The organism is Paenibacillus sp. LRG-1 (assembly GCF_057220305.1).
In genome coordinates this window covers 1,472,510-1,490,586 of the sequence record NZ_CM170126.1, presented here as the reverse complement: position 1 = coordinate 1,490,586, position 18,077 = coordinate 1,472,510, and the positions used below count along the sequence as shown (strand labels likewise).

Here is an 18,077-nt window from a genome sequence, read left to right as displayed (position 1 = left end):
GAGGCGAATGCCGTACAACACCGTCAGTCCGCAAACTTTATATCAAGCTAGACCGGAGTTACAGGCCGAACTCAAAAATATCCGCGATCATTTGCATTATCAATTAAGCCCCTACATGAATCACACGGTCAGGGTCCAAACGATGGATCATCAAGTATATGAAGGAACGATTGTGCACATCGATGCGGATCATTTGTATCTGAGAGTCCCTCAGCAATATCACTCACCCTTCTCAGGCACCACAACCCCTGATCGCTCCTATGCCTACAACAATGTCATTCTGCCGCTGGTATTATATAATTTATTGGTTATAACCCTATTGAGTTAGCGCTCGATCCATATCTCTCTCTAATTAAAAGACAAAAAAAACCTCCAAATTCTGTAAGGAGCCTTCTTGGCACATTACGAAGTTGGAGGTTTTAGTTATTTGTTTTCCATAATCATTAGTTCTCACAAGAGATACCTGCTTCTTGCTCTAGTACAGCTACAAAGCCCTCTATACAATCTCCACTCGGCAGGTGGGTGAACACCTCGTTCACACCCTGATTGATCAGCGTGATGTTCCCCCTAGAATCCGACAAATCCTTATCTAGCTTAGCCAGTGAAATATGGTGATAATTGATGAACTTGACCCAAGGAGTACCCATAGTGCAGGAATAAAAGATGATTCGTTCGGACGTCACTGCCAGCATTCCATGAAGCGATATCTTCTGGGAGCTCTGTTTCAAATCATACGTACACCCCATATATGATCGGATGTGTTCGCCCGCTTCTAACGTCAGACTAATAGCTCGCAACTCTTTTTCATTTGTTTTCATCCCGTCTCATCTCCTGTTCGAAGTTCAGGAATGAGTCGCAGCTCCTTGACCTCAGATCAGCTTTTGCGGCTTGTCCCGTCGACCTCTTCATTTTTCGTTAGATTAAGACTCTCACGAACTGGACAATGACCTACCTCAACTGCACATTGAAACCAAGGATGGATATGTACAACTTATCATGGGTACAGGATGTTATCAACAAGCAAGCTATCACTCTTTTTGAGCATAACTCCGTAATCTGCGCCTTGCTGAAGAAGCAATTAGATCTAATTTTAAGTGATTGGAATGGATGAATTTCAGAAACGAGGAATGGTATATGCTTCTTCTTGGCAAGCTAATGTGAGAATACGTTAGAACGGAGAAGAAGCCTTATGAAATATAACCGTTTGCTGTGCGCTGGAATCGCTGTTTCTTTACTGTGTATCAGCTCTTGCCCCACTCCATCTACCAATGCACAAGCCACATCATACGCCTCCCCTGCTCCTACAAAGGGAAGGGCCTATTACGAAGAACGGGGCGACATTGTATGGGAAGTTCCTACCCATCGTAAGCTTATCGCTCTCACATTCGATGACGGACCTGACGAAAGCAACACGCCTGCCATTTTGGATTTGCTTAAAGAATATGATGCTAAAGCGACCTTTTTTGTCGTCGGCAGTCGTGTCGAAAAGCTGCCTCACCTTGTCAAACGGGAACGAGAAGAAGGGCATGAAGTTGGCAACCATACCTTTCTTCACTCATCCTTTCAGTACATTTCCCGCAACAAAGCTCTGTCCGAATTGGATCAAGCTCAGGCGAGCATCGTTCAGGCAACTGGTACGGGAACCCATCTTTTTAGGCCACCCGGCGGCTCCTATACCGATTCGCTGGTTAAGCTCTCCAAGGAGAAAGGGCTGAAAATTATTTTATGGTCCTGGCATCAGGACACCTTAGATTGGCGAAAACCTGGTGTGCATCGCATCGCTAATAAAGTCCTTCGCAACGCCCGTAACGGCGACATTGTCCTCATGCACGATTATGTACATCAAAGTACACAAACCGTTGAAGCCTTGAAAATTATTCTACCCGAGCTCAAGAAGAGAGGATACACCTTCGTTACGGTATCCGAATTACTCTCTAATCGGGAAAAACCGGATGGGCTGATTGAAGTGAATAAGTGAAAGAGAACAATTAAACTCCGTCAATTATTTGTTGACGGAGTTTTATACATGAGGATTTTGCGAAAACCCAATAAGGAACTGATAATGCCGAGCGATAACGTGTTGTTAACGAATGACTCAGAGAATGTACGGTAAAGCTGGCTTCCCAAAAGCATAATCTATTTTTCAATAGTTTTTCATTGAACTTTAAAGAAGCCTATTACATCATATTGCTATTTTCATTTGCTAGCTATACCTTTCAGTCCAATGTTTTGGAGGCCAGCCATTGCATCATGGTTGTTTTCTTTCCGTCAATCACCTTCGATACTTCGTTGTTATACACGTAAATCCAGGACCAGTGGCCGTTGTATTCATACGGTGTTTGGTCGCTCTTCTTGTACAAACCAGAGGTATCCACTACGTTATCAAATAACGACATATGAACATCCTTTGCTCCGGCATTCACTAAACGGTTGTAGGTCGGAATCGCATAATCGTTGGGCGGTACTACGGTGTCGGTTTTGGCAGCCACAAACCAGATCGGCAGGTTCTTCATTTCGTTAATCTGTTCATCGGTAATAAGGCTGTCCTTTAAGGCTTCACAGGCCACCACAGCTGCTGCAAAATAATCTTTATAATCACGGATCATCAGCATAGTCATGTAACCACCGTTGGAGTCTCCGCCAATATAGATTCGATCTGTATCAATGTCTTTGTTCTTGGCCACGTACTCCTTAATTAAGGACATCAATGCTTGCTCGTACTTGGAGGTTCCGTCCCCAAAGCCTGTAAAGCCATCCATCCAGTAGGTTGGGGTCTGAGGTGCCAACACATAAGCCCCGCCAAAATAGGATTGGATATCCTTAGAAGCAAAATTCGCTGCTTTATTTCCGGAAATCGGAATCGTCGGATCGGTACCTCCCTCACCCATACCGTGCAGCCAGATCACTAGAGGGTTTTTCACTTTGTCTTGTGCCGGTGCGTAGTCCACATACGTTAAAGTAACACCGTCAAAAGTAGCTTTGCCAGTTGTAAATTGATCAACCAGCTTCCGTATCTCTCCTGCGGAAGTATCGATCTTCAAGCCGGAAATCGTTCCTGATTTGGTTTTAATAACTTTTTGCTGTGTGATCGTGTATTTGTTATCATTCCATGCATTAAACCCAGAGCCTGCCGCATCATAATGAATAGCGGAGCTTAGTGTTAAGGTCGGGCCGATTTCCATTTCCAATACAACGTAGCTTCCGGTTTTATTTACAGGGTTGCCACTTTTGTCCGATACATAGGCCTTGGTGACTTTCCGGTTGCCATTCTCAATAAAGGGATTTACCAGCCTGTTGTCGCTTCTTCCCACATGGACCTTAAATGTATCCTTTGTTATCGCATCTTTAGGTACTGGCTTACCCAGGTTAACAATGATCTTCGTAATGGCTGCTCCCCAATCCTTAACCTCCGCAACCGTCCGGTACGAGGTGGGCTGTATCTTTACATCCTTGGCCCATGCACCGGAATTGAAAGCAAGGGTCGTACCGATAGCTAAAGTGAATAACATAGTTGTTTTAGCAGCCTTTTGAAACCGTTTAAACATGATGTCTTACCTCCCGGGTCCATTAATAAAACGCTTACATTATTTATTTTAATGATTTTTTTATTTGTATCCTGTCTTTTATTAGCCTAATTCAGGTCAATTACTGACTCCTTGCTCCAGAATACCCCTTGTTCTCTTTTCGATATTGATGCGGTGTTGCCTGATAAACCTTTTTAAATACCCTGGCAAAAGACTTCTCGTTCGGAAATCCGTGCTCCAGCGCAATTTGTATGATGGAATGATCCGTATTCATGAGAGCTCGAAAAGATCTCTCCAGACGGATGGCATTGATATATTGAAATAAGGTCATCCCTACATGCTTCACAAAAAACCGGGACAAATATTCGGGAGACAACCCAAAAACCTGAGCTATCGAATCCAAGGATAAGCTTTGATCGTAATTCTTTTTGATATAATCGGTTATCAACGTCAGCCGCTCCAAATATTTATCGGAGTTAAAGCCACGGATAGATTCATGATCCATTTTAAAATGCATTAATAACAGATACACCAGTTTATAAGATAATGACGTTAAATGGATATGCGCTAAAGGGTCATTATGCCGGTTGAGATAAGCCACAAATAAGGTGTTTAACAAATCACGCAGCTCCGCAAAATGCAGTAATCTCTGCTCGTTAGTTTCAAAAATGGATACGCAGTCAAATGAAATCGGGTCACTGCCGTTAACATTTGCTCTAATAAATTCAGAAGGAATCAGAACCGTTATAGCCTCTCTCCCTTTTCCCTTAGCTACAGAAAAGGAATGAATGGCATTCGAATTAATGAGCAAAATATCTCCTTCTTTGGAGCTATAACTCGCGCCATCGATGTAGATATGGTCGATTCTTCCTGAAAGCACATAGGATATTTCGATGCTGTCGTGCCAATGCCCAGGTATGTACGCTGGTTCATTTGAGGAATGAACTATAATTTTTAACGGAAAATGATTGTCTGCCTGGACCAGCTCATATTTGTATTCCAAGTTTGTCGCTCCTCTCAGATGTGAACTCATAAATAGAAGAAAATGGCTTCAGCAGAGTGCCGAAACCACTTGTATTTAACCTTCCTCTCTCTATAAACAAAAAAACCTAAGTATAACAAAATACATAAGATCCTTAGATCTTAACATTTTGTTCCTTAGGTTTTGCCTGCGTAACAGTAACAATCCTAGAGCTATTCATTTAATTAAGCTAAGTATATAGCGGGTTAAAATCCATGTCAACGCTTTCATTTTAAATGTAATGAACCGAAAAACCCTTATAGATCATGTGTAAATCTATATAACACTGCATTTTGGATCATTAAAAAGGCTGATTATGAGAGAGTCCATAATCAGCCTTTTGTTTTACGCTATGTGGTCAAACAGGGCGTCTAATCATAGAAGCCCTTGATGCATAAGGTTTTTCCAACCCTATTACATCATGCCGCCCATCTTTGATTCACTCTCGCAGAGGAACGTCGTAAAACTTATCTTCTATTGTATAGCTTGTTTGGGCTTATCTTCAGAAAGTTTTATTCGTCTACATCCGCCCTCATTCGCCGGAATTGTGATTTTTCATGTGATTTTTTGTGATTCAAATAACCATGTTGCCCCCCACATAATTCATTCTAATCAACAACTTCCTTACAATTGTATATTGGGGTATACAAAGTAGCAATGATATTTCTGAGAATTTAATATTCTCTAAAATGCCTCTCACCTTCTCTTGGCAGCATAGGTATGCTCTATCCCGCTCCCAGCCCTCCAGAATGGCGATATCCCGTAGTGTAAACTTATCAGTCCCCATAATATAGTTATCTTGCTCTAAAGCAAACAAATAACTTTTATGTTCTCTGTACGCCTCCGCGTCTTTATCTCCAGTTCCTTCATGGTGGGCATCCGTCGAGAAGGAAAATCGTGAGCCAAAATAAAATGAGTATTAGACTCTCCCTAAAATTGAAACAGCGGCAGCCATGGACGAGAAAATAAAGCCCTAGACCACCACTGTTTTTATTTAAGCTAACGTGTCCCGTTAGCTTAAGTACATTAATTCACTATTCCATACCGTGACATTTAAAGTTATAGTCGGGATTTTTCATAACCTCTTCTTTCTGAAGTTCATATATGGCTATTTTATAGTTTATTTCTTCTAAGTGTTTAAAACTTTCGTCAATTTTCTTCTGCACTTCCAATTTATGCTGCATCAACATTTCTTCTCTTTGTAAATAGGTAGTATTTCCCGATTCATAAAGTTCCTTGTAATTCTTTATTTTTGAAAGAGGCATGCCTGTCTCTTTGAGGCAACGAATAAAAGAAATCCAATCTATTTGTTGTTTGCTATAAACTCTACGGCCTTTTTCGTCACGAGATATATTTGGTAATATCCCTTGCTCTTCATAAAATCGAAGCGTCTTTGCAGATACATTTAAATTCTCCACTACATATGTCATTGAATACAACATCTACTTGCCCCCCTTTTTTTAGTTATAGTTACTGTAACTAAAAAAATATCATAAAGAGAATGACAACGCAACAAATCTATATTTAATCATATAAAAATAAATACTTGACTTGCCGTTACAGCAACCAATTAAACTGAAATAGAAAAGAAAATATGAGAGCGAGGTTAATGAAATGAATCAGAAATACAGTAGGTTATTTGAATCCTTCACATTCAGAAATGGAATAACAATTAAGAACAGTATCGTTATGGCACCTATGACAACCTGGTCAAGTAATGACGATCTTACCATTTCGGATGACGAAGTAAAGTATTACAAACAAAGAGTGAATGGAGTAGGACTCGTCATTACAGGGTGTACTCATGTTACACCTAATGGGCAGGGTTTTACGAATGAATTCGCTGGGTACAATGATGAATTTACTCCAAGTTTACGAAAATTAGCTGAGGCAGCGAAAAGTGGAGGCGCTCCTGCGATCCTACAGATTTTCCATGCTGGCAATAAAGCCGTGCCTGGATTGGATGTAGTTAGTGCGAGTGCATTGCAACCCGAAGTTACTAATTTAGGTTCAACTTCAGAAACAAGAGAACTATCACATGAGGAGATCTTGTCGATTGTACGTGCTTTTGGAGACACAACAAGACGAGCAATTGAAGCCGGATTTGATGGCGTCGAAATTCATGGGGCTCATGGATTTTTAATTCAGAATTTTTGGTCGCCAGCGACAAATCAACGGACGGACCAATGGGGAGGATCACTTGAAAATCGCTTGCGTTTTCCGTTGGCGATTATTGAAGAAATCAAAAATGTCATTGAAAAACATGCTACAAAACCATTCATTATAGGATTCCGACTTTCTCCTGAAGAATCCTCCAAAGTGGACGGATTACGTATGAAAGACACGTATGAATTAATTGATTTCCTTGTTGGACAGGATTTAGATTATATACATGCTTCATTGGATAATGTGTCTTCAAAGCCAGTAGATAGTCAAGATGAAAAAACACGACTTGAATTAATTCTTGAAAGAGCAAACGGTAAGGTACCTGTGATGGCTGCTGGTTCCATAATAACACCGGATGATGCTCTTAAAGCTATGGAATTAGGTTTGCCGCTAGTCGCCATTGGGCATGCGTTAATTATGGATCCTAATTGGGTTGAAAAGGTCGCAAATGGACGTGATGCCGAGGTAGATTCTGAATTGAACGTTTCGAAACTCGACCAGCTTAATATTCCAGAAAAACTTTGGAATGTATTTCAAGTAATGCCAGGTTGGTTTAATATTAGTAAATAAAGAGTAGTCCTAAAGGCTACTCAGATTGACGAGAAACCCAAGTCTTTTATGAGACTTCGGGTTTCTTTTGCTGATTCTAAGGTGCTCCGTCCATCCGTAGTTCGGTAGGGCAATTCTTGCTGTTGCGGACACACATACCGCGTATATTTCGATCTTGAAGGCCTTTGCAAATAGAGGGCGTTAAATAACCTGAATCTAAGGCTACCGCTCCAGAATATTGTTGCGTTAAAATGCCCGTTAGCTTAATGACGTATTCGTTATTCTAAGACTTCATTTCCTCAGAACAGATGCCACGTACTGGGGATGGTTTCAGAATACACGTAAAGCGCCTTACAAAAAAGTGTACAATAAACGACTTTCGACATATTCAGACTTAGCAGCAAATAGTTTAATTAAAAACAATCCCCGCCGACCAGTTAAGGTTAGCGGGGATTGTTAAGGTGTTTTTGAGTTGTATTTACGATTATCTTTTTTTGTGGTTTTCATGGTCGCGACGTCTTAAGCCTGCCAATCCAATTAATCCTAACAGACCAAGCCATCCCCAATTAACATTATCGTCATCATCATTATTATTAGTGGTCAGCATTTGTGTTCTACCATTGTCGTTTGTGCCCATATTGGTTTCACTGTTTTCAGCAAATGCTACTACCGATCCAAAACTTGAAATCATTAATGCAACAACAACCATTATCTTCATTTTTTTCAACATACCTAAACCACTCCTTTAAATTTGTGTTTCCAATCAGTTTTTAATGTATTTAATATGCCCAGTAGAACATATTTGGTATACACACATTAAATCTTCACTACTGGGAATCATAAATTTGTACACCATTAAAATAAGCAAGGAGTGGTTTTTTATAACGGGTATCCTAAGCGGGAATCCAAAAGACGAGCCCATGCATTACGGAGAAATTTATAGTGTGTGGCAGTTTTCAGCGTTAGCGAAAGGAAGCGTTTCATTTTACCAAGCATGTTTAAACCACGCTGGAGACAAAGAACTCAAAAAAATACTGGATGATCTTATTGATCAAGCTAAACTGGAAATCCAAGAATGCGATGCAATGCTTACTGATAATGGTATTGCCCCAGCTCCTATTTTGCCTGAAAGACCCCCTGTGAAACTTGAGGATATCCCGGCTGGTGCAAGGTTTACTGATCCCGAAATTGCAGCTAAAATAGCATTAGATACCTCTGTAGGATTGACATCTTGCAGCCAAGCTATGGGTCAATCCATTAAAGAAGACATCGGGGCTTTATTTGCGAAATATCATCTAACTAAGACTGCTTTAGGAGTTCGTATTCTAAAAATGAACAAAAAAAAGGGTTGGTTAATACCTCCCCCTCTTCAATTAAAAAGACCTGAACCAGTTAAAGCCTAAATTTACTGTACGATTCTTCAACACACTGTTCCTTAGATTGTTCAACAAAAATCCCCGCCGACCAATTAAAGGTTAGCGGGGATTTGCTTTGCTTACGTTTAAGCACCTCCATGCTGTACTTGTGGCTGTATATCATGCGAGTGAACAGGTACAGTAACAATAAACAAAAAGCTAGCCGCGACGATCAGGAGAACCATTTTTTTTAACATTGTTCATCCACACCTTTTCAATAAGATTTAAAAAATCTGCTTTGGTTTCAGGAGCCGCATAATCCTTGAAATGCAAAAACAAACCCATACAATTTATAAAATAAGTCTCATTATTTAGTGTATGATAACTTACCAATGAATACATCAAATGTTTAAAACCATCACTGTAAATGCCCTGATTTAAGTAATAGTAGGCTAATTCGTAACCACACCACGCAAAATAATCAGGTACCACTTGTTGAGTATACATATCACTTGATGAGTGTTGCGATAATGATGCAATGTCTGTTTCAAACCGTTTAATTATATCATTAACGTTGATCTTATATCGGTTCGCCGCTATCATAATATTCAGCAGTTGAATAACCCTATCTTCTTGAGTTGTATCCTCCGCCGCATCAATATATTCAACATAATCTTGTAACACTTTTATATCTCCAGATAAAAGCTTATTCGCAATAACGTTAGCTTGCACCCAGTGTTGAAACAACTTGACCCAATGTTGGGTGTTCTCATCTGTCTCTTTGACCCAATCTAAATTAGCATAGGCGTATGTATATTGTAGAGCTTGTTGATAATCGCCTTGGGCTTCATAGACACTTGCACACAGCAGGTCAGAATAGGAAATGTATACAAACAAGGGACGAGTTAGTTTCTTAGTAGATTCATTACGCTCTCGACTCTTCTGTTCATGCTTCAAAGTATATTGAATTTCCGCTTTAACTCTCATTATTCTTGCTACTTCCTCAACCTTGTCCCATTTACGCAAAGACCTGTACACGTTAGCTAAATCCTTCAGTGCGTCAAGCTGTTCTATTTCATCCAGACGTTCCACGAAGGGTTCAAATAGCGTTGCTGCCTTGAGATTACGGCTTTGATCGTCTCCAACTTGAATCGTAAATATACGATACTGACAGACTGCCAATCGTTCTGAATGTTGATATTTTTCCGCTTCAGCTACCCCCTCATAGAGCAGCAATGCAGCCGCATGTCGTTCCTGCGACAACAATTCTTCTGCAATTTCAAATAGTTTGGGCGAATACAGTAGATTGTCCATGATAACTCCCACCACTCTACGGATCACACCCAGCTTGTCCAATTCCGCACAGCGATACAAAAATGGCTCGATTCGCCTCATATTCGAAGGATGGTCGATGATGTAGTTTTCTATGAACAAGTCATAAAAGTGACCTTCCGGTAAACCCATAGCCTCAGTAATTCGATCCAGTTGGTTAACAGACAAAGGCTTGTTTCCTGTCACGATAGCACTTACTGCTCCCCTATTCATATCCGCAATATGACCAAATTGTGTTAAACTCAATCCTTCTTGTTGTAGGTATCTGTCTAATTCTGCTCGAATCGTAGGTGTATGCTTCATATCATAGCAACCCCTCGCATAAAAATTCCAGTATTTTATAATCATTTACTATTTTTATCCAGCATTTAACAGTTGTCAATCTTTTTTTGCGAATCATGTGGAAAGCCACGTTTGTCATAAGAGCACTCCTACAAACAAAAAAACACCCCGCCGGCATTAAGCCAGCAGGGTGTTTCGTATTCCCAAACGCCTGTAATTATTCCTCATTAGTTGGACTGTCAGTCGACTTGCCATCTACATAAGCCTCCGCCAGAATGTAAGCAATCACTGCGCCGAATGCACCGATAACGCCGGGTTACTTGAATAACCGTGTCATTGTTTGCACCAAAAGCAGTGAGCAAGCTCGTGAGCAGTGCGGCCAGCAACGCCCAAAACTTACGACTGGACAATTTACGTTTCCAATCTGTCATTATGCGACACCTCCCCTTTTGAATACTCCAGCTCGGTCAAGCAGCGTGACCATGCGATAAAAGTCGTAGCTACCGTCATTCGCCGTGTCCAGTACCCCTACGGCCTTGGCGTTGATACAGGCTTGCTCTGCCCATGCAGGTACTTTAGGCTGTTTAGCTGTTGTCTCTAACGTCTTGATACGGTCAGCTTGCTTCTGTACAGTGTTTTGCAACGCTTTAAACGCTGCTTTTTCTTCTGCTGTCATAGGTTCATCCTCCAATTTATTAAACTTAGCTAAAGCTGCATTAAGCTGCGCTTGAGTTGGGTGCTTGCCCGCCCGAAATTGAGCCGTCGTGATTCCAAAGACCATCTGCAGGTGGGGCATGTCCTTAAAGCTGCGCCAGTCTCCTCCCCACTCAAGCCCTAGTTTCTTCGCTTCCTCAACCACTTCCGACCAGTCTGGAAGGGAATCCTTATCATCATCCTTCAGCGTGTCCCAGGAAACTGTGCGGCCATCTCGTAACAGCAGAGCGAAATCGGCTGCAAACCCAAAGTTATGATTGCTATATCCGCCCCTGGCTTTTGTTACTTTGGGACGCTTATCTCCATTCCGTCCTTGGGCATAGAGTTCGTCCTGTTCCGCATACGTGCGGAATCCTTGAGTAATTACTATCCAAACACCACGGGCATAGCAGCGCTCAATTAATTTTTCCATTACAATTTTAAAAACTGGATTCAGCCCGACAAGTCGATTAAGAGACTTTTTTTGTATCTGTTCCATCGTCAGCACCTTTGTCATCTCCTTTCTCTTTCAACTGTTGCAAGAAATTTTTAAGCTTGAACGGCAATGGAATTCCCATTGCTCCCCAGTTCTCGGCCAAGGAAAGTCCTTCACGGCCAGCGTAGAAGTAAATAGCCGCCGTCCGGAAGATCGGTGCGCCTGGTTGTAGCCAATTGTCCAATTGTGCAGACAATCCCACCACCGTCAAAACCGTAGCCTTTCGAATGCCTCCCCAAAACATCACATCGCTGTCCATTTTTTTGTTTCTAATAGCTGCGGCTACTCCAAAAATATAATCCAATACCATCATCGTAAGCAGCACCTGAAGCGGCTTGTCCCACCCACCCAAAAATGTAACAATCAGACCAGTCAGCGCAGTCACTCCCCCTGCCGCCGCTTCCTTTTCCGATGCCCCGACCATTCCGGTCCATACGGTGCTGCCAAACATTTTAATTTGGCTCACTACCTTTTCCCCCTTAAAAATAAAGCCCCCGACCACTCCGAGGGCAAAGAAATAGCGCATCCGATTGGATACGCCCCTTACGCTTCTAGTTCTGTTGATTGTTCTGCCGCCTGTGTAGCTGCTGGAGTCACATGCGCAGGCTCAGTAATGCCCAAGTCTGCTTTAAGCTGATCCTGCAATCCGGCTGGTACGTCCTCGATTGTACGACGGCCAGCGAGGATAAGATGTACAAGTGTGGTCGCAAAAGCTTTTTTAATCTGCTCATTCATGCTATCACCTCCCTTCATGAGCTGCATGAGAATAAAAAATAGAACCCGATCCCGGATTCTAGGTAACATTGCTTTGTTCCATAACGAGCTGGATAAGCCCGGCTATGGCTTCTTTGTTGTCCAAATCAGCCAGTTTAAGTTCTGCTACCCGCTCCGTTAAGGGCTTTTGAAAAATCGGTTCTGTGGTAGCACTATCTTTGTATTTAAACTCTAACTTTTGAGTAGCGGGATTGACCCAATAAGATATGGCCTGTTCGAAGTCTTGTTTGTGCTGTTGATACCCGAGTTGGATCACGCCTAGCTTATCGAAATCGTAATCGCGCAACTGCGGATAGAAAGCTGCATCATCTTCCGCAGTTGTTACAACTACATCGCCTGCCGACTCCGGTGTTACAAAAATCACTTCGCCAGAGGCCTTGCGCCAGAATACTTTTGAACCAATTTCAACCATTATTATCCCTCCATTTATTCGTATGCAAACCATTCATGAGCCTCAATGTATGCTATTGGTGAACCCCCAGCGTATTCTCGTATGTTGCTAGTTTCTACCGTAGCAGTAAAACCGCATGGCTGTTTCGTTAAATTATACATACTAATATAGTTGTTAAAACGTCCGTATAGAGCCCATGTTCCGTCTGATTGTGGTACGGATGCGGTTGAAAAACATTCCAAATACAAAACGTTTCCGTTGTCTTTCAGTTTAAAGCGAACGAATATACGACTTGGAGAAAAACCCATATTATTAACGGAAAGACTCATAGTAGCTCCACTACTATAATTGGGCGCCCCTGCCGATTGACCGTTAAATGAGCCTCTTGCGAATCGTTTTACAGATGCATTTGTGATACTGCCGCTATCTGATCGCTGTTCATGTCGGGACTGGCGCCTCCAAACTTGCCGTTGATCGCGCCCACAATTTTATTTTTAAGATCAACGGCTTGCGTAAAAGCTTGGTCTGCCAGGCTGTATGCTTCATTCGCTCGGTCATACGCCTGTTTAGTAGCGCTTGGTGTAGACGCCCGATCTTTAGCATCACTGGTTACTGAAGTATCGAGTATTGTAACGCCACGTGCTTGCGTAGTAGCGGAAGGCAGATCGGACGCAGAATGTGTATGATTCTTGCTGGCTAATCCGTCCCAAGGCAGCCACACTCCAGAGACTGTTCTAACCCGTTTGTATACCCCGCCAGTTTCATCAATATAAAGGTGGACGAGTGTCATGCCTTCTTCCACTGTGACAGATCCTACAAAAAGAACGCCTTTAGGGTTAGCCCCCGGCGGACTGTGATCCGAAGCTGGGTTTAAAGAAGCGACGTCAATCCTGTGCGTTCCGGGCAGAATGATAAAATTCCAGTCGACCGAAAACGGTTTGCCTCTGTCTACGAAAGATATGCTGTAAAGATCGGAAAGAGCTTTGCTGGTCGGTACAGTCAAAGGAGAAATTGATTTATAATCTGCGCTAAGTCGGACGATACCCTTAACTGTAGTGGTGGCTTCGTCTACCTATATTTTTAATAGCCTCGTCCAAAGCCTGATCGTTTTCGTAAAGCGTACATCTACAGCCCACATATCATAATGTTTGTTGATCTGGAACACATTCATATGTTCGTCCCAAAACAGCACATGATTTTCAACCTTGGGACTGGCTGAAGACCTATTCAAAAGGCAAGGTGAAAAAAAGTACCGTTAGAGTTAGAGAAAAAGAAATTAAAATCCTATTGAGGTATATTCCAAAGGTCATAATAGACAAGGTTACACATAAACAGCATCAGGACATCTTAAACGATTTAGATGATCAAGAGTATGCCAGGACAACCATTGAGGGCGTTCACGTAACTGCGAATATGATCATGAAATATGCAATAAAAAACAAAATGAGATTGGATAATCCATGTTCGGGTGCAATTATTCCGGCGAAAATGCTGACGGTAGAGGCATTGAAAATAGTACAATCGAGGATGGTTACTTAGAAAAACATGAGCTGGCTGAATTTTTAAATGCAGTGAAAGAACACGGTTTACCTTGTGACATTGAAATCTTTCACTTGCTTGCCTTTTCAGGGATGCGATCTGGGGAACTCTGTGCTTTAAAAGATACGGATTTTAACTTTGAGTTAAATGAGTTACGAATAACCAAAACACTTTACAATCCTGATAATAACATGCGTAAATACACTCTAACTCCACCCAAATCTACAGGATCTATTCGTAAATTTAATGTAATTGATATTGTTATGAATTTGCTTCAAGAACACATTGTTAAACAGCGAACGCTCAGACTTGAATACAAAAAATTATTTACTGACTATCATGAAAACAACTTTGTTTTTGCTCACAAGAATGGCTACCCGCTCATTCAGAAAAATATATTAATCCGAATGGAACGCATTCTCAAGAAGACCTCCATTACAAAGAAAGCAACTCCTCACATTTTTCGGCACACCCATATATCAATGCTGACTGAAGCTGAAGTCGATCTCAAAACAATCATGAAGAGAGTTGGCCATGATGACGCAAAAACTACACTTAAAATCTACACACACGTCACAGAAAAAATGAAGAAAGATGCCAATGAAAAGATTAAAAATCACTTTTCCGACATCCTTCAAATCTGACTCCGTGCAGAGAATGTGATTTTTATGTGATTTTATAGAAAAGGGCTCCCTCTCGGGAGCCTTTTAAATAGCGGTATTACAGGGTTTTGATACCCTTTGTTACATCATGCCGCCCATTCCACCCATTCCGCCCATGTCAGGCATTGCAGCCTTTTCTGGTTCTGGCTTGTCAGCGATAACCGCTTCGGTAGTCAGGAACATTGCTGCTACGGAAGCAGCGTTTTGCAATGCATAGCGAGTTACTTTTGCAGGGTCAACGATACCAGCGTCGATCATGTTTACCCAGTCGCCAGTAGCTGCGTTAAAGCCTACGCCAACTTCTTCGCGTTTCAGACGCTCAACGATTACAGAGCCTTCTTCACCTGCGTTAGCAGCGATGGTGCGGATTGGAGCTTCCAGAGCGCGCAACACGATGTTCACGCCTGTTTGCTCGTCGCCTTGCAGTTCAACAGCTGCAACTGCTTTGTATACGTTCAGGAGCGCTACACCACCACCGGATACGATACCTTCTTCAACCGCAGCACGGGTTGCGTTCAGGGCATCTTCGATGCGCAGTTTGCGTTCTTTCAATTCTGTTTCAGTTGCCGCACCGACTTTGATGACTGCTACGCCGCCGGACAATTTAGCCAGACGCTCTTGCAGTTTCTCTTTGTCGAACTCAGAAGTGGTTTCTTCCAGTTGCGTACGGATTTGGCTAACACGAGCATCGATGTCGGCTTTGTTTCCAGCACCGTCAACCACAATCGTATTTTCTTTTGTGATACGCACTTGACGTGCTGTACCCAGTTGGTCTACGGAAGCTGTTTTCAGGTCTAGACCCAGTTCTTCCGTGATCACTTGACCGCCTGTCAGGGCAGCGATATCTTGCAGCATTGCTTTACGACGGTCACCAAAGCCTGGAGCTTTAACAGCTACAGCGTTGAATGTACCACGCAGTTTGTTGACAACGAGCATAGCCAGCGCTTCGCCTTCGATGTCTTCAGCGATCAGAACGAGTGGCTTGCCTTGTTGTACGATTTTTTCAAGCAATGGCAGGATTTCTTGTGTGTTTGTGATTTTTTTGTCTGTGATCAGGATATATGGATTGTCCAGTACAGCTTCCATTTTGTCCGTATCTGTAATCATGTACGGGGAAATGTAGCCACGGTCAAATTGCATACCTTCAACCACTTCCAACTCTGTTGCAAAACCGCGGGATTCTTCAACCGTGATTACACCGTCTTTGCCCACTTTTTCCATAGCTTCAGCGATCAGTTCGCCTACTTCGTCATCAGCAGCGGAAATACCAGCTACTTGAGCAATGGATTGTTTGCTTTCGATTGGTTTGGAGATGGCTTGCAGTTCAGCAACAGCTGCTTTAACCGCTTTGTCAATCCCTTTACGGATACCGATTGGGCTTGCGCCCGCAGTTACGTTTTTCAGGCCTTCTGTGATGAGGGCTTGAGCCAAAACAGTAGCAGTAGTCGTACCATCACCAGCTACATCGTTCGTTTTGGTTGCTACTTCTTTAACCAGTTGAGCGCCCATGTTTTCAAACGCATCTTCCAGCTCGATTTCTTTTGCAATCGTTACACCGTCATTGGTGATGAGCGGGCTACCGAATTTTTTCTCCAGTACAACGTTACGGCCTTTCGGTCCGAGTGTTACTTTAACAGCATTAGCCAATGCGTCAACCCCGCGCAGCATAGAGCGACGAGCGTCTTCACTAAATTTAATATCTTTAGCCATTTGTGATAAACCTCCCTATGGATTATGAATGATTTGTTTCAATTCCTATATTCAGGTCTTGTCCGGGTTCCGGTTAACCGATGATCGCGTGGATATCGCTTTCTTTCATAATCAAATATTCTTTACCTTCATATTTGATTTCCGTTCCAGCGTATTTAGAGAAAATGACACGGTCGCCTTCTTTTACTTCCAGAGGAATACGGGCACCGTCTTTCAATGCGCCTGCGCCAACCGCGATAATTTTGCCTTCTTGCGGCTTTTCCTTGGCAGAGTCAGGAAGTACGATCCCGAAGGAAGTCGTTGTCTCTTGCTCAATTGCTTCCACCAATACGCGTTCACCCAAAGGTTTGATCATGAAAAAATAGCCTCCTTATTAAGTGTTTTATCCTGTAATTTGGTTGTTATGTTGTATGTATTAGCACTCGACAGTCGTCAGTGCTAACAACCAACTTTATGATACTCAACTTGAGATTGAATTTCAAGTCCCTAATGTATTTTTTATGGGAATTTTTATGGACAGCCCTTCTCGATTATTTCCATCTGACTTAAAAATAACCGCTGACCCAAGGCTAATGCTTATTTTTAGGGCAGCTAAGCTGCTGCTGTTCATACTCTGTAAATAGTTATGATATACAAATGCTATTCATCATGTGCAAGTTGCCATGTAGCGCGGACCCGAATAAATTGTTTACTGAGCCATTCAGGTCCTGCCTTTTTATTCCGAAGCTACACGCAACTGGGCCTCACGTTCCTCCTGCGCACGCAGCTGCCTGCGGTACACGACCGAAGATAAATACACGCTCACTTCATATAGCACCAGCAACGGAATCGCCACCAAAAAATCGGAAATAAAGTCCGGCGGGGTAATGACAACCGCGACGAACACAAGCAGAAAATAAGAAATCTTCCGCCATTTGCGAAGCCGCATTGGTGTTATAACATGAATCCCCGTCAGAAACATGATAAGCAGTGGGAGCTCAAACAACAGCGCTACAGGCAGTACAATATTAAACATAAAGGTGAAATATTGTGCTATCCCGTACGTTTCCTGTAATCCCATACTTTTGGTGACAGACGATGTAAACTGAATCGCCATTGGGAAAATAATGAAATAAGCAAAAGCTGCCCCAATGATGAACAAAAGCAGCACATAAGGCACATACCGCAAAGTCGCACTCCGTTCTTGCGGTCTTAAGCCCGGGCTGACAAACTTCCACAGTTGGTAGCAGGCAAACGGTAGCGCCACCGCAATCCCGATGATCATGGCGATCTTCATGTAGATACCAATCCCGTCCCAAAAGGAAAACGCGTTTAACTGAAAAGCTTGCGCCGAACCGGAGCGAATAAGCCAGTCATAGACAGAACCCGCCGCGAACAGACCACCAGCCAGTGCCAATACAAATACAATTAGCACATAAATAATTCTGCGGCGAAGCTCTCCCAGATGTTCCATTAACGGCATTTCATGCTCTGATGGGGTCAAGTCCATTCCTCCTTTCTGAACGGAACGCAGCAGCGCCTCCTAAAAAATAAAGCCCTTCACTGAAGAAGAGGCTCTTGTTTATTGTACAAGCATCAAGAAT

19 protein-coding genes and 1 pseudogene are annotated in these 18,077 nt (G+C 42.5%); 5 read left to right on the top strand and 15 right to left on the bottom strand.

Annotated elements, in window-relative coordinates; genetic code table 11:
* Window positions 1–7 precede the first annotated feature (7 nt).
* Window positions 8–328, top strand: a complete 321-nt coding sequence (locus tag ACUUJN_RS06490; RefSeq protein ID WP_023987572.1) for a hypothetical protein — start codon at window positions 8–10, stop codon at window positions 326–328.
* Between the two features lie 115 nt (window positions 329–443).
* Here the strand turns inward: ACUUJN_RS06490 and ACUUJN_RS06485 are convergent, their stop codons facing one another.
* On the bottom strand, window positions 444–818 hold the full coding sequence (locus ACUUJN_RS06485) for a PH domain-containing protein (RefSeq protein WP_023987571.1): 375 nt from the start codon (window positions 816–818) through the stop codon (window positions 444–446).
* A 371-nt stretch (window positions 819–1,189) separates the two neighbouring features.
* Between ACUUJN_RS06485 and ACUUJN_RS06480 the strand changes: the two genes are divergently transcribed.
* Window positions 1,190–1,978 (top strand): polysaccharide deacetylase family protein, encoded by a 789-nt coding sequence (locus ACUUJN_RS06480; RefSeq protein ID WP_023987570.1) that lies wholly within the window; start codon window positions 1,190–1,192, stop codon window positions 1,976–1,978.
* Window positions 1,979–2,216: 238 nt separating this feature from the next.
* Here the strand turns inward: ACUUJN_RS06480 and ACUUJN_RS06475 are convergent, their stop codons facing one another.
* The 3 genes from ACUUJN_RS06475 to ACUUJN_RS06465 form a co-directional block, all read right to left on the bottom strand.
* On the bottom strand, window positions 2,217–3,545 hold the full coding sequence (locus tag ACUUJN_RS06475) for a prolyl oligopeptidase family serine peptidase (RefSeq protein ID WP_484669416.1): 1,329 nt from the start codon (window positions 3,543–3,545) through the stop codon (window positions 2,217–2,219).
* Window positions 3,546–3,645: 100 nt separating this feature from the next.
* Entirely contained in the window at window positions 3,646–4,527 is an 882-nt protein-coding gene (locus ACUUJN_RS06470; protein WP_053324884.1) for an AraC family transcriptional regulator, read from the bottom strand.
* 1,052 nt (window positions 4,528–5,579) lie between these two features.
* Window positions 5,580–5,987 (bottom strand): MerR family transcriptional regulator, encoded by a 408-nt coding sequence (locus ACUUJN_RS06465; RefSeq protein ID WP_028543069.1) that lies wholly within the window; start codon window positions 5,985–5,987, stop codon window positions 5,580–5,582.
* A gap of 172 nt (window positions 5,988–6,159) precedes the next feature.
* On the opposite strand from ACUUJN_RS06465, the gene ACUUJN_RS06460 reads away from it, so the two are divergent.
* Window positions 6,160–7,281 (top strand): NADH-dependent flavin oxidoreductase, encoded by a 1,122-nt coding sequence (locus ACUUJN_RS06460; protein WP_028543070.1) that lies wholly within the window; start codon window positions 6,160–6,162, stop codon window positions 7,279–7,281.
* Between the two features lie 463 nt (window positions 7,282–7,744).
* On the opposite strand, the gene ACUUJN_RS06455 is transcribed toward ACUUJN_RS06460, so the two are convergent.
* Complete coding sequence (locus tag ACUUJN_RS06455) at window positions 7,745–7,990, bottom strand: WGxxGxxG family protein (RefSeq protein ID WP_028543071.1); 246 nt, start codon at window positions 7,988–7,990, stop codon at window positions 7,745–7,747.
* 151 nt (window positions 7,991–8,141) lie between these two features.
* Here ACUUJN_RS06455 and ACUUJN_RS06450 point away from each other — a divergent pair, with 151 nt between their 5' ends.
* Window positions 8,142–8,663, top strand: a complete 522-nt coding sequence (locus ACUUJN_RS06450) for a DUF3231 family protein (RefSeq protein ID WP_028543072.1) — start codon at window positions 8,142–8,144, stop codon at window positions 8,661–8,663.
* 171 nt (window positions 8,664–8,834) lie between these two features.
* Here ACUUJN_RS06450 and ACUUJN_RS06445 read toward each other — a convergent pair whose 3' ends face one another.
* From ACUUJN_RS06445 to ACUUJN_RS06415, 7 genes are all read right to left on the bottom strand, one after another.
* Complete coding sequence (locus tag ACUUJN_RS06445) at window positions 8,835–10,250, bottom strand: transcriptional regulator (RefSeq protein ID WP_484669415.1); 1,416 nt, start codon at window positions 10,248–10,250, stop codon at window positions 8,835–8,837.
* Window positions 10,251–10,468: 218 nt separating this feature from the next.
* Window positions 10,469–10,660, bottom strand: a complete 192-nt coding sequence (locus ACUUJN_RS06440) for a hypothetical protein (protein WP_226887785.1) — start codon at window positions 10,658–10,660, stop codon at window positions 10,469–10,471.
* A complete protein-coding gene (locus ACUUJN_RS06435; protein WP_028543074.1) occupies window positions 10,660–11,439 on the bottom strand; it encodes a M15 family metallopeptidase in 780 nt (259 codons plus the stop codon). Before ACUUJN_RS06435 ends, ACUUJN_RS06440 begins: the two co-directional genes overlap by 1 nt.
* Window positions 11,393–11,884 carry a phage holin family protein gene (locus ACUUJN_RS06430; protein WP_484669414.1) on the bottom strand — a complete coding sequence of 164 codons (492 nt, stop codon included), beginning with the start codon at window positions 11,882–11,884 and terminating at the stop codon, window positions 11,393–11,395. The genes ACUUJN_RS06435 and ACUUJN_RS06430 overlap by 47 nt, the downstream gene beginning before the upstream one ends.
* 77 nt (window positions 11,885–11,961) lie before the next feature.
* Window positions 11,962–12,153, bottom strand: a complete 192-nt coding sequence (locus ACUUJN_RS06425; RefSeq protein WP_028543076.1) for a CD1375 family protein — start codon at window positions 12,151–12,153, stop codon at window positions 11,962–11,964.
* A 58-nt stretch (window positions 12,154–12,211) separates the two neighbouring features.
* Window positions 12,212–12,604, bottom strand: coding sequence for a hypothetical protein (locus tag ACUUJN_RS06420; protein WP_028543077.1), 393 nt, complete (start codon window positions 12,602–12,604; stop codon window positions 12,212–12,214).
* A gap of 376 nt (window positions 12,605–12,980) precedes the next feature.
* Entirely contained in the window at window positions 12,981–13,385 is a 405-nt protein-coding gene (locus ACUUJN_RS06415) for a phage tail protein (RefSeq protein ID WP_484669413.1), read from the bottom strand.
* Window positions 13,386–13,792: 407 nt separating this feature from the next.
* Here ACUUJN_RS06415 and ACUUJN_RS06410 point away from each other — a divergent pair.
* Window positions 13,793–14,766 (top strand): annotated as a pseudogene (locus ACUUJN_RS06410) (tyrosine-type recombinase/integrase); the annotation flags it as partial.
* Between the two features lie 99 nt (window positions 14,767–14,865).
* On the opposite strand, the gene groL reads toward ACUUJN_RS06410, so the two are convergent.
* The 3 genes from groL to tatC all read right to left on the bottom strand — a co-directional run bounded on the left by groL (window position 14,866) and on the right by tatC (window position 17,977).
* Window positions 14,866–16,494 (bottom strand): chaperonin GroEL, encoded by a 1,629-nt coding sequence (groL, locus tag ACUUJN_RS06405; RefSeq protein ID WP_013309215.1) that lies wholly within the window; start codon window positions 16,492–16,494, stop codon window positions 14,866–14,868.
* A 73-nt stretch (window positions 16,495–16,567) separates the two neighbouring features.
* Entirely contained in the window at window positions 16,568–16,849 is a 282-nt protein-coding gene (gene groES / locus ACUUJN_RS06400) for a co-chaperone GroES (RefSeq protein WP_007429271.1), read from the bottom strand.
* A 360-nt stretch (window positions 16,850–17,209) separates the two neighbouring features.
* A complete protein-coding gene (gene tatC / locus ACUUJN_RS06395) occupies window positions 17,210–17,977 on the bottom strand; it encodes a twin-arginine translocase subunit TatC (RefSeq protein WP_023987474.1) in 768 nt (255 codons plus the stop codon).
* Window positions 17,978–18,077: the final 100 nt, after the last annotated feature.

What these genes read in the sequence shown, in the direction of transcription:
- ACUUJN_RS06445 (WP_484669415.1), bottom strand. Translation starts at nt 10,250, where the DNA reads ATGAAGCATACACCTACGATTCGAGCAGAATTAGACAGATACCTACAA.
- ACUUJN_RS06475 (WP_484669416.1), bottom strand. Translation starts at nt 3,545, where the DNA reads ATGTTTAAACGGTTTCAAAAGGCTGCTAAAACAACTATGTTATTCACT.
- ACUUJN_RS06420 (WP_028543077.1), bottom strand. Translation starts at nt 12,604, where the DNA reads ATGGTTGAAATTGGTTCAAAAGTATTCTGGCGCAAGGCCTCTGGCGAA.
- groES (WP_007429271.1), bottom strand. Translation starts at nt 16,849, where the DNA reads ATGATCAAACCTTTGGGTGAACGCGTATTGGTGGAAGCAATTGAGCAA.
- ACUUJN_RS06480 (WP_023987570.1), top strand. Translation starts at nt 1,190, where the DNA reads ATGAAATATAACCGTTTGCTGTGCGCTGGAATCGCTGTTTCTTTACTG.
- groL (WP_013309215.1), bottom strand. Translation starts at nt 16,494, where the DNA reads ATGGCTAAAGATATTAAATTTAGTGAAGACGCTCGTCGCTCTATGCTG.
- ACUUJN_RS06425 (WP_028543076.1), bottom strand. Translation starts at nt 12,153, where the DNA reads ATGAATGAGCAGATTAAAAAAGCTTTTGCGACCACACTTGTACATCTT.
- ACUUJN_RS06465 (WP_028543069.1), bottom strand. Translation starts at nt 5,987, where the DNA reads ATGTTGTATTCAATGACATATGTAGTGGAGAATTTAAATGTATCTGCA.
- ACUUJN_RS06490 (WP_023987572.1), top strand. Translation starts at nt 8, where the DNA reads ATGCCGTACAACACCGTCAGTCCGCAAACTTTATATCAAGCTAGACCG.
- ACUUJN_RS06485 (WP_023987571.1), bottom strand. Translation starts at nt 818, where the DNA reads ATGAAAACAAATGAAAAAGAGTTGCGAGCTATTAGTCTGACGTTAGAA.
- ACUUJN_RS06455 (WP_028543071.1), bottom strand. Translation starts at nt 7,990, where the DNA reads ATGTTGAAAAAAATGAAGATAATGGTTGTTGTTGCATTAATGATTTCA.
- ACUUJN_RS06440 (WP_226887785.1), bottom strand. Translation starts at nt 10,660, where the DNA reads ATGACAGATTGGAAACGTAAATTGTCCAGTCGTAAGTTTTGGGCGTTG.
- ACUUJN_RS06460 (WP_028543070.1), top strand. Translation starts at nt 6,160, where the DNA reads ATGAATCAGAAATACAGTAGGTTATTTGAATCCTTCACATTCAGAAAT.
- ACUUJN_RS06435 (WP_028543074.1), bottom strand. Translation starts at nt 11,439, where the DNA reads ATGACAAAGGTGCTGACGATGGAACAGATACAAAAAAAGTCTCTTAAT.